The following is a 15,855-nucleotide window of genomic DNA, read 5'->3' as shown; positions in this document are numbered from 1 at the left end:
AAACGCCAATGCAGGCGTGGATGGATTACCTATGTCAGCCGCCATTTAGCAATGTCACTTTTGATGCTTCAGCGCAAATTTTGATGCAACAGGTACTCGATGCTATTCAGCAAGGGGATAGCTGTATTCCTGCAACCGCAGAACAAGTGGCGGCATTGCAACATTTGCACATGAACTTGCAGCGTAGCGCTTTAAATCCTGATCCACAAATTGCACCGTTTGTATTTGATGGGCAGCGTTTGTATTTGTATCGCTACTGGAAACTGGAACATCAGGTTGCTAGCGATATTTTACGGATTCAGGCGCAGCCGCCTTTGTCCTTTGAATTACAAGCCGAACAGCTTAATTTATTGCAAGATCCACAGCAGCAAAAAGCGTTACAGACTGCGGCAACTCAAAGTTTAAGTATTATCACTGGTGGGCCAGGTACAGGAAAAACCTATACTTTGGCGCATATTGTTGCGGTGCTTAATCAAGCTTTGCCAAATATTCGGATTGCGATGGCTGCACCAACAGGCAAAGCGGCACAGCGGATGGATGAAGCTTTGCAAAATGCCTTGAATAGTCAAGCTTTACAAATGTTTAATGTCGATGCTTTACGTCAATTACGACCCGTGACTTTGCATCGTTTATTGGGCTTAGGCAATACAGGCAAGCCACGTTTTCACGCTAAACAACCTCTACCTTATGACGTGATTGTGGTCGATGAAGCGTCGATGCTGGATTTAAGCCTGTCACAGATGTTATTGGCTGCCATTCCTGCGCAGGCACGTTTAATTCTGTTGGGCGATGCCAATCAATTGGCTTCAGTCGATGTCGGTACAGTATTGGCCGATTTACAGCAAGTGCCTGAACTCGCAAATAACCGTGTCAATTTAGTGACCACACGTCGTTTTGCTGAAGGTGCAAAAATTGGCGCAATGGCGAAGTTTATTCAGCAAGAACATTCTCCTGCACAGGTTTTGGCTGAGTTTGAACAGCAAGTCGTGGCAGCAGGTGAATTAAAGCCAATTCAATTTAAGCAAGTCGAAATAGATGCCCTACAACTGCAATATTTACCTCAGCAAAATGGGCAAATTTCAGCGGAAAATTTAGCGCATTATTATGATCAGCTGATGTATGGTTATCAGGCTTATGTAGCGGTATTAAAAGCACATACTTTGGGCTTGGAACAATCAAGTACAGCATTTCAAGCGCATGTTGAGAATGTGGTGAATGTATTTGATGATTACCGTATTTTAACCGCAATTCGTCATGGTCATTTGGGTTTACAACAACTGAATTTGCAGATTGAAAAACGCTTGTTGCAACAGTTAAAACAAACCAAACATGGCGATTGGTATGCAGGACGCCCCGTCATGATGACCTATAACGATTATCAACTGGGGTTGTCGAATGGTGATATTGGCATCTGTTTTATGCGAGAGCAGAATGATCAGCGCCAGTTTGAAGTATATTTTCCAAGTTTAAATAAGTGGGTGCCTGCAACACGCTTACCTAAAAATATTGAAACCGCATTTGTACTTACTATTCATAAATCGCAAGGTTCTGAATTTACTCATACAGCTGTGGTGTTAGATGCTGCGGCAAAAAACTTGCTGAGTAAGGAGCTGATCTACACTGCCATTACCCGTGCTAAAAAAGTCGTAAGTTTGTTGGTTGATGCGCAAGCTTTGCAGCAAGCTTTGATGATTCGTACCCGTCGCAGCAGTGGTTTATTAGCCAGAATTAATGACGCTTTGGATTGTTAAGTAAAACTGAATAAGAGATGGTTTTGTACGAAATGGCTTACATTGATTCGAGAAATTTGCGCATAGAGATTTCAAGATCTTTTTGAGAAGATGACTTCACATAAAAAGCTCAATAGGGATAGTTGAGCATAATCGCAGAATAATAACGATAAGTGTTGAAAGACAGCGAACTGACAGGACGTGAGTGAGAAGAGGAAACTTACAGCCGCTAAGCCTTGTAGTTTTGGGAGAGACTACAGGGCTTTTTTATGCCTGTAAGTTTGGGTGATTTGCAAAATGCTGACAATGCTTACCTGTTGTAAGAAAAAGCTTACAAACAGATACGAGAAATACGACTTCTTTCACTTTAGTATTGTGGCAAAATCTACCACACAAGGACGTGAAAGCAAGAACAGGAATGTTCAGAGAATAAGACGCGAAAACGCGCAAATAACCACAATAAACAAGACAATAAGAATAATAAGACAAGAAACTACAGCGCAAAAAACAGCCCGAGCTATGCTCGGGCTGTTTTATTTTAACGGCAAAATATTCCAGTGGATGAAAAGCAGTTGGCAAAATATTACATATTATCAATCATATACAATTGTATATTTATTTTCCTTAGACACTTTATACCTAACATGATGTGTATACCCTTAGCATAAATCATACTTTTATTGGTACATCTCAAAATTAAAAGCGCTTGTTTGTCGTTCTGTTTTGCAATCGGCACGTTTTTGCCTTAAAATATTGTCCTTGCTGTAGTGATGCACGGCAGTCAGTTGAGCAATCAATTGATCGGTATCAAATCTTTTTATTAAGCATCTCGGAGAAATCGAATGGCTTTAACAAACGCAGATCGCGCAGAGATCATTGCTAAATTTGCTCGTGCTGAAAACGACACTGGTTCACCAGAAGTTCAAGTAGCGCTTTTAACTGCTCAAATCAATGACTTACAAGGTCACTTCAAAGAGCACAAACACGACCACCATAGCCGTCGCGGTCTAATCCGTATGGTTAACCAACGTCGTAAGTTACTTGACTACCTTAAAGGCAAAGATGTGACTCGTTACAGCGCATTGATTGCTGCTTTAGGTTTACGTCGTTAATTCGATTTAAGCTTTTATTTTCGGGCTATTGCATGTTGAATGCTGTATTACTGAAAACTAAAGTATATCTAGCCTTGGCTAGATCAGTGGAAGGGGCGAATGATTCGCTCCTTCTTTGTGTTTAAAAATCGTGTTTCATTCGAGTGAGGTCGGCTTCTAAGCTTTGTCATTTACCTAAATAATTGTATTGTGAATGCCAAACCTTAGGGGTCTCCACGAGAATAATTGTTCACAAGAACTAGGAAAAAATAAAACATGTCGATGTTTAATATTATTCGTAAAGAATTTCAATTTGGTCAGCACCAAGTTGTACTTGAAACTGGTCGTGTAGCGCGTCAAGCCAACACGGTAATGATTACTATGGGTGGCGTGACTGTACTGGTTGCAGTGGTTGCTCAACCAACAGCAAAAGCGGGTCAAGATTTCTTCCCACTGACTGTTAACTATCAAGAAAAACAATATGCTGCAGGTCGTATCCCTGGTGGTTATGGTAAGCGTGAAGGCCGTGCTTCTGAAGCAGAAACTTTAATTTCACGTTTAATTGACCGTCCAATTCGTCCGTTGTTCCCAGAAGGTTACTACAACGAAATTCAAGTTACTGCGACTGTTGTATCTTCTGACAAAACCATGGAAGCTGACATTGCTGCAATGTTAGGTACGTCTGCTGCACTTGCAATTGCAGGTACACCGTTCCGTGGCCCAATTGGTGCGGCGCGTGTGGGTTTAATCAACGGCGAATACGTGCTTAACCCGAACTTTGAACAAATGGCGCAATCTGACCTTGACCTTGTGGTTGCAGGTACAGAATCTGCTGTATTGATGGTTGAATCTGAAGCAAAAGAACTTTCAGAAGACCAAATGTTAGGCGCAGTGCTTTACGGTCATGACGAAATGCAAATCGCGATTCAAGCGATCAAAGAATTTGCTGCGGCTGCAGGTGCAACTGAGTCAACTTGGACTGCTCCAGAGAAAAACGAAGACCTTCGTGCAAAACTAAAAGAAGCGTTTGAAGCAAAAATTTCTGAAGCGTACACCATTGCGATCAAACAAGACCGTTATGCTGCATTAGATGCACTTCAAGCAGAAGCAGTTGCGCAATTCGTTCCTGAAAATGACGAAACTGGCATTGCAGATGACTTGAACGAACTCTTTGAAGATCTTAAATACCGTACCGTACGTGACAACATCTTGTCTGGTAAACCACGTATTGATGGTCGTGACACCAAAACCGTTCGTGCGCTTGACGTACAGGTTGGCGTTCTAGACCGTGCGCACGGTTCTGCATTGTTTACCCGTGGTGAAACTCAGGCTTTGGTTACCACCACTTTAGGTAATACACGTGATGCCTTAATGGTTGATACCTTATCGGGTACTAAAACTGACAACTTCATGTTGCACTACAACTTCCCTGCATACTCTGTAGGTGAAACAGGTCGTGAGTCTGGCCCTAAACGTCGTGAAATTGGCCATGGTCGTTTGGCACGTCGTGGTGTGCAAGCTGTTCTTCCTGCAGCAGATCGCTTCCCGTATGTAATTCGTATCGTATCTGACATTACTGAATCAAACGGTTCATCTTCTATGGCGTCTGTTTGTGGTGCATCGTTATCACTTATGGATGCAGGTGTTCCATTGAAAGCACCAGTTGCGGGTATCGCAATGGGCTTAGTGAAAGAAGGCGAGCGTTTCGCGGTACTTTCTGACATTTTGGGTGATGAAGACCACCTTGGCGACATGGACTTTAAAGTTGCAGGTTCTGCCAACGGTATTACTGCACTGCAAATGGACATCAAGATTGAAGGCATCACCGAAGAAATTATGGAAGTTGCATTAAACCAAGCTTATGCGGGTCGTATGCATATCTTAAATGCAATGAACCAAGTGATTTCACGTGCGCGTCCAGAAATTTCAATGCATGCGCCAACTTTCCAAGTGATTAACATCAACCCAGACAAAATTCGTGATGTAATTGGTAAAGGTGGTGCTACCATCCGCCAAATTACTGAAGAAACTAAAGCGGCAATTGATATTGAAGACAACGGTACAGTGCGCGTATTTGGTGAAACCAAAGCTGCTGCACAAGCTGCTGTTGCAAAAATTCAGGCTTTAACTGCTGAAATCGAGCCGGGTACAATTTACACAGGTAAAGTAATCCGTATTGTTGAATTCGGTGCGTTCGTAAATATCCTTCCGGGTACTGACGGTTTACTTCACATTTCTCAAATTTCAAATGAGCGTATTGCCAACGTTGCAGACGTGTTGAAAGAAGGTCAGGAAGTGAAAGTACAGGTTGCTGATGTAGACAACCGTGGTCGTATCAAATTAACTATGAAAGATATCGAACAAGTGTAATGCTGTGTTGATGATCTGAAATGGTCAAAAAACCCGTATTCAATCTGAATGCGGGTTTTTTTATGCTAAAAATTTTGTTGCATCGTACAAACCATCTTTGTTGTATGAAAAGCGGCATAAATTACAGCATGTATTTGAAAAGAAGCCTGATCCATGCTTAAACTGAGTACATCTTAAAATCTCAAAAAACCGTACAAGAAAACTGAAATAGAGTGCCCGTTCTATGCAAAGTTATTATTTTTATCTGCATACCAATCATAAAACCAATATTTATGTGCAAAAACAGCCAATTGAAGGGCTTGAGCCTGAATTTATCTGGATTGATTGCACCCGTGATGATGTGCTTAACCGTGCAGAACAGTGGCAACAAGAGATTTTTCAGTACAGTCAATTATCGCTCAATGAATATCATGTGCGCGATATTTTAAATATAGAGCATCCATGTGCGTTTGATACTTTAGATGATTATGACTTATTGATTTTCCGTAAACTGATCACACCCGAAGACCGTATTGCAACAGGGCAACAAGTCGGGGAGAAACATGAACGGATTTTTGGACTGGCCACTACGCCGATGAGCTTTATTATGACACCGCAGATTTTGATTAGTGTGCGGGAACAGGGCAATAAAGTCATGGAAAGCTATTTGTCACGTGTGGAAGCAGCGGTACAACGCCCGATTGAAGAACAGAATAAAGCACGCAAACTGGCAGCAACACCATTAGATTTAACGTTGCGTTTACTGAATTTGGTAGCGGATGATTACTTGGATATTCGCATGCCGCTAACCCGCCGTGTGGAATATTGGCAACAAGAGTTGTTGCAGGGACATCGTCGTTTTACCCGTTGGCATCAATTGCTGCAAGAAAATATGGCGTTTCAGCAAGTTGAAAATTTATGTGAAGAGCAAATAGAAGCCTTGCAGGAATTGCGTGATGAAATTGTCGATAACTACCCACATTTACGTGGCAAAAAACGTAGTGAACGGCAGGATATTATTTTGGTACGTTTGGATGATTTGACCAGTCACATTGAACGAATTCAAAAGCATACCATTCGCTTACGCTCTGCAGTGCAAACCGCAATTGATCTGCATTTTTCTGCTATTGCCAACCAGACCAATGAAAACATGCGGATTTTAGCCATCATTACCGCAGTTTTTGCACCTTTGACTTTATTTACAGGGGTGTATGGTATGAACTTTGAGTTTATGCCGGGGCTGAAACACGCACAGGCCTTTTGGATCATGCTTGGGGTAATGGTGATGACTACTTTGTTGTTGCTGTATTATTTTTATCGTAGGCACCTTGTCGGTCTGGGTGAAAAAAGTGTGATTGATATGTTGGCACAGCAACATAATGACCAACCCATGAATTTATTTTGGTTTTTAGACTATGAACCCATTAAGCAAACCGTGAAAGGCACCATTAAAGAAGTCGAAAAACTGACTAAAATTAAATAATCCAGAAGATAGACTTGCAGATGTGGTGATAAATTGAGTTCCACATCCAATATATGTCACAAGATAATTCGTTGATAAAAGTTGTCCACAGACCTCAAAAGTTATCCATAGGACTGATAAGCTTATCCACAGATTGAACCAGATAGGCAGACACTTAGCTCAAGATGGCAGTTTTTTGAATGCTGTTTTCAGACTTGAATACGCCATCTTGTTTTGCTTTTTGCCTTTTCTTGCTGTGTCCTGCATATCATTGCATTTAGATGTACGGTTTAGACTTGTATGAGCTTTTAAGCTAATTGATCATTTTGCGCTTTAAGCAGCAAGTGATACATTTCATCTTTCAGTCTTAATTTTTTGCGTTTCAGCGCTTCAATGTCATCATTAATCTGATGCACAGGATCAAGCTCTAACTGGCTAATTTCACGGTCTAGCTGTTCGTGATCTTCAAAAATTTTTGAAAAATGTGGATTGCTGTCGCGTAATCCCTGAATTAAATCACGAAACTCAGGAAACATATTTTTAATCTTCTTGTTGCAGTCTTTAGTTTTCATTGTGTAGATCATTCTCATCAAAAAAATTTACGGGCATAGAAAGAAAAACGCTCTAGCAAGGTGATGAATCACACAACTAGAGCGTGAGGATTAACTATGTTGAAAATTCAGATGTTTAACTTCTTTACGTAATTTTTGCACTTCATCAATCAGGTCAAGCATCATGGCGACAGCTGAAAAACTGGCATCAAAATCACGTTGCAGCCGATAGGCTTGGCGTGCACGGTTGATATCTTCACCAAAAAACTGGTGGATACGTTCGGCAGGGCGGGAAGGCAGGATGTCATATTCTAAAAGTTGTAAGACCCATTCAGGGCTTTGCCCACACGCTTCGGCAAATTTTTTTAAATCTAACTGGGTAAATTCTTCAATAATTTCTGTGTGCTGTCCGTCTGAAGTGATTTCACGATATAAAATAGTGGTCATGGCATACTCCTTCTGATCGAATTCAAACGAGTTGGCTCGCCTGAAATGAGGGATTGCTTTACATCAATAATTGGTGGATATCCAATAAGTGATTCTCTTTAATTTAGCCTGTGTACGCTGTAATAGAATCTTTTATTTGTATTCCTTTGGTGAAATTCAGCCAACCCTTTGCTGTGCTCACGCCTGTTATATTGATGTGTCAATTTGGCTTGTGCGTATAGATGTCTTATAGATATTAGTCTATTTTTTATTCAATGCCATCCTTTATTTCAATATTTTGGATTGAACGGTCGTACGGTGTTTAAAAGGATTGTTTCAAAATTTGGTAATAAAAAGGGCTCTTTAAAAAGAACCCTGTAAATCAATATCTTAGTTTTTGGAATTAGTATTTTACCCAAGTCACGCTGCGACCAATCACTGAAACACCTACATAGCCACGTAAGGTGAGGCGCTTACCGTTAGCGCTTAAACGAGCTTTGCCTTTATAAACTTTACCGCCAATTGGGTCTAAAACATGACCTTGGTTAAATTCACGTGGGTTTTTAGCATCTTGTTTAAAGCCCCAAATAAATGGCAAGCCAATAAAAGGTTTATTCTTTAAGTTACCTGGGCAATTGCTACAAATCACCATTTTTTCTGCACCCGGAATATTACGGGTTTCCACGATAATGCCTTCATAAGTGCCATCTGGCTTTTTGCGAATTTCGACATCGGCACGTGAATAACCTGTGCGATCATCAATGGTTTTCCATTTACCGACCAGTAGATCGCTTTCTGCAAAGCCAACACTTGAGAGGGTTGTTAAAACGAAACCCGCAAAAATCCCTCTGAAATTTATTTTCATGAACAGCATCCCCAAAATTGTTATTTTAAAAAATAGAGTAAAAATTCTATTTCGGGTTTTATAGCAAGAATGTAATAAACAAGCAAATTGAGCAGTGTGAGATGTCAGGCAGGAAAAGATATAAGTGTTATGGAGTTGGTAATTTAAATCTAATCATTCCGATAAAAGTGTGCAGAACACAGCTTTTATCGCATTGGTGAGGAATAAAATCAGTATTTCACCCACGTCATTTTGCGGCTGGCATTGGTGGCAAGGTCTACATTATAAAGGGTTAAATGTTTGCCATTGCTGCTTAAACGTGCACGAGTTTTATATTGTTTACCTGTGCGCGGGTCTAAATAGTCACCTTCATAAAATTCAATTTGATTGCTTGGCGTAGCTTTTAAGTGACTTAATGGCACAAAACCTAACAGTGGCTTATCTTTATTTTTACCCGTACAGAGTGTGCAATTTTCCAAACGCGGTGCGCCAGGAACCGCACGTAGTTCTATAATCGTAGCGGCATACGCACCTTGTTTATCTTTACTCATGACTACGTCAGACAATGAAAAACCTGTGCGGTAGTCTAATGTTTTCCATTTGCCCAAAAGTGGGTCTGCATTGGCTGCATAAGCTAAACTTGAACAGCAAATCGCGCTGATGAATGCTAAACGAGAAAAGAACAGGGTGTTCATAAAATCAATATCCCAGAGAAGAAGCAGCCTAAAATATATAAAGGCATAAAAAAAATATGGGATTATTTATACCCAATTTACGCGGTATTTTCTAGTAATTGCATGAAAGTTTTGTGAAATTAATCACATGAAAAGTAATAAAATAATAGGTTTTGACGATGGTCATCACGTAAATAAAAAATGAGCAGAATGTACTGCTCATTTTTGATGAATTTTCAGCATTGCATCACATATTAATCATGGTATTCACCATGCCATTTAACTGAGATGTTCTCCAAATAAACCTAAGGCTTCTTCGGCACTAAAGCTATATTGTGTGCTGCAGAATTGACAATCCATAGTAATAGGGTTCTGATGTTCCAAAGTTTCACGTACCGCAGCAACACCAATTTGCATTAAGGCATTGGCACAGCGCTCTTTGGAGCAAGTGCAACCAAAACGTAAGGCTTCCACTTCAGGCAAACGCACTTGTTCTTCATTGTATAAACGGTACAAAATTTCATTGACGTCTAAATCAGTCAATTCTTCCGCTTTTAAGGTTTCAGTCAGCATGGTCACACGCGGCCATAAATCTTCATCGACCCGTTGTTGTTCTTCTTCACTGTTACGCGGCAACAATTGAATCAGCAAACCGCCCGCACGTTCGGCATTGCTTGCCAACACAATACGAGTTGGAATTTGTGCCGATAAGTCGTAATACTGCATTAAACATTCAGCTAAATTGGCTTTGTCCAAAGGCACAATACCTTGATAACGCTCACCAAATTCAGGCTCGATATTAATAAACAGTACAGGACTGACCAAACTTTTCAGGACGGTACTGCTGTCTTCAGCGCTTAAAAAGCGCGGGTCTTGTTCGTAGTCTGCCAACGCACGCACTTCACCCAAGTGGTTACATTCCGCCATGGCCCATTTAAATGTGCCAGATGCCTGAATTTGTAAGCTAATACGCCCTTTAATTTTTAGGGTACTGGCCAGTAGGGCAGTGGCGCAAAGCATTTCTCCCAACAACACTTGTACCGCAGGCACATAATCACGTTGTTTCAAAATGGTTTGCAAAGCTTCTTCGAGATGAACTACTTCACCACGAACAGGGCTATCTTCAATAAAAAAGCGTTGGCGTAAATCAGACATAAAATTCTCCATAACCCTGTTTTAATGGTGGCAATATTGTAAAACACAAGTCAGTTTGCTGCATCACGTGTTACATCAATATGACTGCTATGCAAGCCGCGTTTTAAATCGACACCCAAGGGCATTTCACGGTTTTGTGCATCACTTTCAAACAGGTGTTCCAGTTCTGCCAAAGCGTTACGATGGGTTTCATATACTTTTTGTTCATCGGTATAAATGTGCTGCTGTTGTGCCAAGAGTTGTTCATCATAATCACGGAACAACTCAATGCTTTTATAGGCATCTTTTTCATTAATGCCCAAATCGCGCAAAGCCTGATAGGCCATGCCTAAAGAGGATAAATACGTTTCACGCCAAATATAGGTAACGCCTAAATCGCGCAATAAGTGCACATGATGACGATCACGAGCGCGTACCAGTAATTTTAGCGCTGGATAATTCAGGCGAATATGCCGTGCCACGTTCATTGAGTCTTCAATATCATCAATGGCTAGAATAAAGATTTTGGCATGCTCGATGCCTGCGGCACGTAAAATTTCAGGTTGAGTGGCATCGCCATAATAGACTTTACCGCCGTAATTCCGCACAAAATCAATTTTATCCATATTGCTGTCGATGGCAGTAAAGTGCAGATGCTGCAAGTACGCCACACGGGCAATAATTTGTCCAAAACGACCAAAACCCGCAATAATCATGGGGTGATGTGTATCGGGAATTTCGTCATATTCAGGCGATTTTTCACGTTCTAAGCGAGGAATAATTTGACTGCTCATCAACCAATATAAAATTGGGGTCAACACCATCGACAAAGTCACAATTAAGGTCAGTGGTTGCAGCATGGCCTGGCTGAGCACACTTTCACTTTGTGCGACACTGAGCACCACAAAGGCAAACTCACCGCCTTGTGCCAAGCAAGTCGCCAACAACAAACTATTGCGCCAAGAATATTGGAAATAACGGGCAATGGCCGTGAGGCTAATCAGTTTGATGAGCAGGAGCAGCAATGCACCGCCTACAATCAGCCAAGGGGTATTCATTAAGATTGCCAGTTCGGTGCTCATCCCGACGGTCATAAAAAATAAGCCTAGCAATAAGCCTTTGAATGGGGCAATACTGGCTTCTAACTCATGTCTAAATTCGGAATCTGCCAACAATACGCCTGTTAAAAATGCACCTAAGGTGGTGCTAATGCCCAGCACATCCATAATGCTGACCACGCCAAGTACAATGAATAAACCGACAGCAGTGATCAGTTCATGTGCGCCACTTTTAGCCACAAAACGAAAAAATGGACGCATGAGATAACGGCTAAATAAGAACAAACCGCTAAAGGTCGCCATGATTGCAGCAAAATAAGCAATGCCATGATGAGTCGATTCTGCACCTGCTAACATGGGAATGATGGCAATTAAAGGAATGGCGGCAATATCTTGAAACAGCAGAATGGAAAAGGATTGTTGTCCATAACTGCTGTTGAGTTGCTGCTTTTCTTGCAACATTTGTAGCACAAAGGCTGTAGAGGAAAGTGCCAGTGCAAAACCTATCACCACACTTGAGGCAATGCCTTGCTGTAAGACAAAAAAAGCCAAGATTGCAAGTAGAATACCCGTGATGCCGACCTGTAAACTACCCAAAACAAAAATGGGCTTGCGCATTTCCCACAGCCGTTGTGGACGCAGTTCTAAGCCAATAATAAACATCAGGAACACCACACCATATTCTGCCAGTTCCTGAATATCATCGGGGTCGCTGGCAATATTGAATACGCTAGGCCCTAGCAAAATGCCTGTAAACAAATAGCCCAATACGGTCGCAATACCAAAGCGTTTTAGTAAGGGAACCAAAACCAATGAAGCGCCTAGAAAAATGGTTATTTGTAACAATAAGGACATGTGGTCATCCAAAGTTTAAAGCGGTGGATTATTGAAATAAGTGCTGATACAGCTAAGTTTCAATTTACAGTATTAGCTAAATTCTTGCGGATCTATATCTAAACTTAGTTTCATGCTGGATGGCTTTTCATGCAACATATTTTGCCACCAGTTCCTGATATAAAAATGTAAGCGTGCCCGATCTTTAGACAACAACACCATGTGTGCATGGAAACGTCCTGCTTTACGTTCCATTGGCGCAGGAATCGGCCCCCAAATTTCAATTAATTGTTCTGAATGTTCTCTAAGCCATTGTGCATGTTGTTGTAAAAATTGCTGGTTTAATTCCTGACTTTTAGATTCACAGCGAATCAAAGCACTGTAACGATAAGGCGGTAATTGTGCAGCTTTGCGTTCTTTTAAACTTTGTTTGGCGAACTTGCGGTAATCTCCCTCGACCAATGTGGTGAGAAGTGGATGATCAGGACGCACACTTTGCAAATAAACATCACCTTTATGCTCACCACGCCCTGCACGTCCCGCCACTTGCACAATCAGTTGAGCCGTGCGTTCAGGTGCGCGAATATCCACACTAAGTAAGCCTGAATCAATATCTAAAATTGCCACCAATGTCACATACGGAAAATGATGCCCTTTGGCCAGCATTTGCGTGCCCAATAAAATCAGTGGTTCGCTGCGTTGAATACGGTCATAAATTTTTTGCCAACTGCCAACACGACTGGTTGAGTCACGATCTACCCGAATCACATCTACATTGGGAAACAGCTCGTTTAAACTGTCTTCGACTTTGGCAGTGCCCATGCCAATTGGTTTGAGTTCTGCATGGTTGCAGGCAGGGCATTGCTCAGGTTTACGATGAATCGTACCGCAGTGGTGGCAATGCAAATGTGTATAAGGTTGATGATGCAAGGTAAAGTTGGCATCACAATTTGGGCATTTGGCTTGCCATGCACAGCTCTCACAAATCAATACAGGTGCATAGCCGCGTCGGTTTAAAAACACCAAAACTTGTTCTTTTTTAGCCAAACGTTTTTTGATTTCATCAATCAATTGTTGGCTAATACCGTGCTGTTTTTTGGCAATTTTTAAATCAATCAGGTGGATTTTGGGCATGAGTGCCGTGCCCGCGCGTTGATTTAATTCCAGACATTGCATTTTGCCTTGATCGACTAGTGCATAGCTGTCAATGCTTGGAGTTGCCGAACCTAAAATAACAGGGCAATTTTCCAGATGGGCACGATAGAGCGCAACATCACGGGCATGGTAGCGAAAACCTTCCTGCTGTTTAAAAGACAGGTCGTGTTCTTCATCTAAAATAATCAAGCCTAAATTTGGCAATGGGGTATAAATCGCAGAACGTGTACCTAAAATAATCGAGGCTTTGCCCGTTTGTGCGGCTTGCCACGCCTGCAAACGCTTGGAATCATTTAAACCTGAATGTAAGAGGGCGATGTGGCAGTGAAAACGCGATTGGAAACGGCTAATGGTTTGTGGCGTTAGACCAATTTCAGGTACTAACACCAACACTTGTTTGCCCTGTTTTAGTACCTCATGCATGATGTGTAAGTACACTTCAGTTTTACCGCTACCCGTTAAACCATCCAGTAAAAATGCCTTATATTGCTGCCGTACTTTAAGTACGCTGTCGATGGCTTTTTTCTGATCTGGATTAGGGGTTAAAGGCATTTGCGCCAAAGTCACTGGCATTGGGCTAAAATCTTGGGCTTCCAAAACACATGCGCAAATTTCTTTATTCGCCAAGGCTTTTAGGGTTGCGGTTTCAATGCCTGCTAAATTTAAAATATTTTCAGAAGTTCCCGAAGGATGCAGCTTTAAAATTTTATAGGCTTCTTGTTGTTTTTCTGAGCGTGTAATTTTAGCTTCGGCATGTGCATCCAACAATTTCCAAGTACGTGCCAATAAATTATAGGGTTTGGCTTGGCGCAATAAGCTAGGTAAGGCACTTTGCATCACTTCACCAATCGGGAATTGATAATATTGTGCCGACCATGTCAACAAAGTTAAAACTTTAGGGTCTAAAATCGCTTGCTCATCTAACAGTTCGCTAATGGCTTTGAGTTTAAAACGTGGATCAATTGGGGTGTCGAGTGCCAGTTTTTCGACAATAATTCCGACCAAGTTTTGCCGACCAAAAGAAACCAAGACCCGCGCGCCCACTTCTGCTTGCTGATATTGTGCTGCACTGAGCATATAATCGAAGCAGTCGTAAAGATATACGGGTACAGCCACTCGAATACGATAAACAGGCTGTGGGTCTAAAGTGGAATCTGGCATAGAAAAAGTCGTATCGTCCTGTGAAAAATGGCTTCGTGCTCGACTTTGGCATGTGTTAGAGTGAGCACAGAATTTATATCTAAGAATATGAATGATTTTAGTGGTCAGACGCAACTGCGTTGCAAGAAATTTTGGAAAATTAGAGCATTACAATGCCAGCATATCAATTTACTGCCATTGACGCTTCAGGGAAGCAGCAAAAAGGTGTTTTAGAGGGTGATTCTGCACGACAAATCCGTCAGCAATTACGTGACAAAGAATGGATTCCTGTCAGTGTCGATACCGTTGAACAAAAAGATAAACACAGTGGCAAACAATGGTTTCAGAAAAAAATCACCGCCTATGATTTGGCTTTGCTGACCCGTCAGTTATCGGTTTTGGTGGCTGCTGCGATTCCTTTGGAAGAAGCCGTTCGCGCTGTGGGTAAACAAAGTGAAAAAGCCCATGTGCAAAATTTGCTGATGTCGGTGCGTTCCAAAGTTTTGGAAGGTTATTCACTGGCCAATGCTTTACAACAATCGGGGCGTTTTCCAGACTTATATATTGCCACCATTGCCGCAGGCGAGCGTTCGGGGCATTTGGATTTAATTCTGGAACAATTGGCAGATTACACCGAAAACCGCTTTGCCATGCAGAAAAAAATTCAAGGGGCGATGATTTATCCCATCATTTTAATGCTGATGTCTTTTGCGATTGTGATGGGTTTAATGACTTATGTCGTACCCGATATTGTTAAAACCTTTGATCAGAGCAAAGATGCCTTGCCGTGGATCACCGTGGCATTAATGAAAGCCAGTGATTTTATTCGTGTTGCATGGCCGTTTTTACTGGTGGCTTCTGTGGTGGGGGTATTGTTGTTGGTGCGTTTTTTACGCACCACCGCAGGGCATTATGCCTTTGACCGTTTAACCTTAAAGTTGCCGTTATTTGCAAAATTATCACGTGGGATTAATGCCGCGCGTTTTGCCAGTACCTTGTCTATTTTGACTCAGTCGGGTGTGCCTTTGGTGGATGCGCTAAATATTGGTGCTGCGGTCAGTAACAACTGGGTCATTCGTGATGCGGTCAATTTGGCGGCAGAAAAAGTCACTGAAGGTGGTAACTTGGCGACGCAATTAGAGCGCAGTGGTTATTTCCCACCGATGATGGTACAAATGATCAAAAGTGGTGAAGCCTCGGGCGAGTTAGACCGTATGCTGTCACGTGCTTCAGACATGCAAGACCGTGAAGTGACCACACTGATTTCTACCCTGTTGGCATTATTAGAACCGTTGATGTTGGTACTGATGGCGAGTATTGTACTGGTGATTGTGATTGCGGTAATGCTGCCAATTGTGAATATGAACAATATGATTTAAATCGTTTTGAAGCATCGTTCTTCAAACA

General features: G+C 41.8%; 12 protein-coding genes. 5 read left to right on the top strand and 7 right to left on the bottom strand.

Features of this window, described 5'->3' with window-relative positions:
• Positions 1-8 precede the first annotated feature (8 nt).
• The 4 genes from recD to E0H79_RS05480 all read left to right on the top strand — a co-directional run bounded on the left by recD (position 9) and on the right by E0H79_RS05480 (position 6,653).
• Positions 9-1,751: an exodeoxyribonuclease V subunit alpha gene (recD, locus tag E0H79_RS05495; RefSeq protein ID WP_218945015.1), complete on the top strand. Its 1,743-nt coding sequence runs from the start codon at positions 9-11 to the stop codon at positions 1,749-1,751.
• Positions 1,752-2,572: 821 nt separating this feature from the next.
• Positions 2,573-2,842, top strand: coding sequence for a 30S ribosomal protein S15 (rpsO, locus tag E0H79_RS05490; protein WP_004975922.1), 270 nt, complete (start codon positions 2,573-2,575; stop codon positions 2,840-2,842).
• Positions 2,843-3,103: 261 nt separating this feature from the next.
• Positions 3,104-5,191: a polyribonucleotide nucleotidyltransferase gene (gene pnp, locus E0H79_RS05485; protein WP_171458210.1), complete on the top strand. Its 2,088-nt coding sequence runs from the start codon at positions 3,104-3,106 to the stop codon at positions 5,189-5,191.
• A 223-nt stretch (positions 5,192-5,414) separates the two neighbouring features.
• A complete protein-coding gene (locus tag E0H79_RS05480) occupies positions 5,415-6,653 on the top strand; it encodes a magnesium transporter CorA family protein (RefSeq protein WP_004975927.1) in 1,239 nt (412 codons plus the stop codon).
• 287 nt (positions 6,654-6,940) lie between these two features.
• Here E0H79_RS05480 and E0H79_RS05475 read toward each other — a convergent pair whose 3' ends face one another.
• The 7 genes from E0H79_RS05475 to E0H79_RS05445 form a co-directional block, all read right to left on the bottom strand.
• A complete protein-coding gene (locus E0H79_RS05475) occupies positions 6,941-7,204 on the bottom strand; it encodes a YdcH family protein (RefSeq protein ID WP_131261090.1) in 264 nt (87 codons plus the stop codon).
• A gap of 90 nt (positions 7,205-7,294) precedes the next feature.
• Positions 7,295-7,630, bottom strand: a complete 336-nt coding sequence (locus tag E0H79_RS05470; RefSeq protein WP_096901332.1) for a chaperone modulator CbpM — start codon at positions 7,628-7,630, stop codon at positions 7,295-7,297.
• Between the two features lie 382 nt (positions 7,631-8,012).
• Entirely contained in the window at positions 8,013-8,474 is a 462-nt protein-coding gene (locus tag E0H79_RS05465) for a DUF2147 domain-containing protein (RefSeq protein WP_004975935.1), read from the bottom strand.
• 209 nt (positions 8,475-8,683) lie between these two features.
• A complete protein-coding gene (locus E0H79_RS05460) occupies positions 8,684-9,148 on the bottom strand; it encodes a DUF2147 domain-containing protein (protein ID WP_004975938.1) in 465 nt (154 codons plus the stop codon).
• Between the two features lie 258 nt (positions 9,149-9,406).
• Positions 9,407-10,282, bottom strand: coding sequence for an Hsp33 family molecular chaperone HslO (gene hslO, locus E0H79_RS05455; RefSeq protein ID WP_004975941.1), 876 nt, complete (start codon positions 10,280-10,282; stop codon positions 9,407-9,409).
• Between the two features lie 50 nt (positions 10,283-10,332).
• Positions 10,333-12,174, bottom strand: a complete 1,842-nt coding sequence (locus E0H79_RS05450; RefSeq protein WP_131261089.1) for a monovalent cation:proton antiporter-2 (CPA2) family protein — start codon at positions 12,172-12,174, stop codon at positions 10,333-10,335.
• Between the two features lie 72 nt (positions 12,175-12,246).
• Complete coding sequence (locus E0H79_RS05445; protein ID WP_004975947.1) at positions 12,247-14,469, bottom strand: primosomal protein N'; 2,223 nt, start codon at positions 14,467-14,469, stop codon at positions 12,247-12,249.
• Positions 14,470-14,621: 152 nt separating this feature from the next.
• On the opposite strand from E0H79_RS05445, the gene gspF reads away from it, so the two are divergent.
• Complete coding sequence (gene gspF, locus E0H79_RS05440; RefSeq protein WP_004975948.1) at positions 14,622-15,827, top strand: type II secretion system inner membrane protein GspF; 1,206 nt, start codon at positions 14,622-14,624, stop codon at positions 15,825-15,827.
• Positions 15,828-15,855 lie beyond the last annotated feature (28 nt).

Source organism: Acinetobacter sp. ANC 5045 (genome assembly GCF_004331005.1).
GTDB classification, from domain to species: domain Bacteria; phylum Pseudomonadota; class Gammaproteobacteria; order Pseudomonadales; family Moraxellaceae; genus Acinetobacter; species Acinetobacter towneri.
The sequence above is the reverse complement of the archived record's forward strand: the minus strand, read 5'-3'. Positions and strand labels throughout refer to the sequence as shown.

Coding starts and splice junctions, on each gene's coding strand:
- recD (WP_218945015.1), top strand. CDS start 9: ATGCAGGCGTGGATGGATTACCTATGTCAGCCGCCATTTAGCAATGTC.
- rpsO (WP_004975922.1), top strand. CDS start 2,573: ATGGCTTTAACAAACGCAGATCGCGCAGAGATCATTGCTAAATTTGCT.
- pnp (WP_171458210.1), top strand. CDS start 3,104: ATGTTTAATATTATTCGTAAAGAATTTCAATTTGGTCAGCACCAAGTT.
- E0H79_RS05480 (WP_004975927.1), top strand. CDS start 5,415: ATGCAAAGTTATTATTTTTATCTGCATACCAATCATAAAACCAATATT.
- E0H79_RS05475 (WP_131261090.1), bottom strand. CDS start 7,204: ATGAAAACTAAAGACTGCAACAAGAAGATTAAAAATATGTTTCCTGAG.
- E0H79_RS05470 (WP_096901332.1), bottom strand. CDS start 7,630: ATGACCACTATTTTATATCGTGAAATCACTTCAGACGGACAGCACACA.
- E0H79_RS05465 (WP_004975935.1), bottom strand. CDS start 8,474: ATGAAAATAAATTTCAGAGGGATTTTTGCGGGTTTCGTTTTAACAACC.
- E0H79_RS05460 (WP_004975938.1), bottom strand. CDS start 9,148: ATGAACACCCTGTTCTTTTCTCGTTTAGCATTCATCAGCGCGATTTGC.
- hslO (WP_004975941.1), bottom strand. CDS start 10,282: ATGTCTGATTTACGCCAACGCTTTTTTATTGAAGATAGCCCTGTTCGT.
- E0H79_RS05450 (WP_131261089.1), bottom strand. CDS start 12,174: ATGTCCTTATTGTTACAAATAACCATTTTTCTAGGCGCTTCATTGGTT.
- E0H79_RS05445 (WP_004975947.1), bottom strand. CDS start 14,469: ATGCCAGATTCCACTTTAGACCCACAGCCTGTTTATCGTATTCGAGTG.
- gspF (WP_004975948.1), top strand. CDS start 14,622: ATGCCAGCATATCAATTTACTGCCATTGACGCTTCAGGGAAGCAGCAA.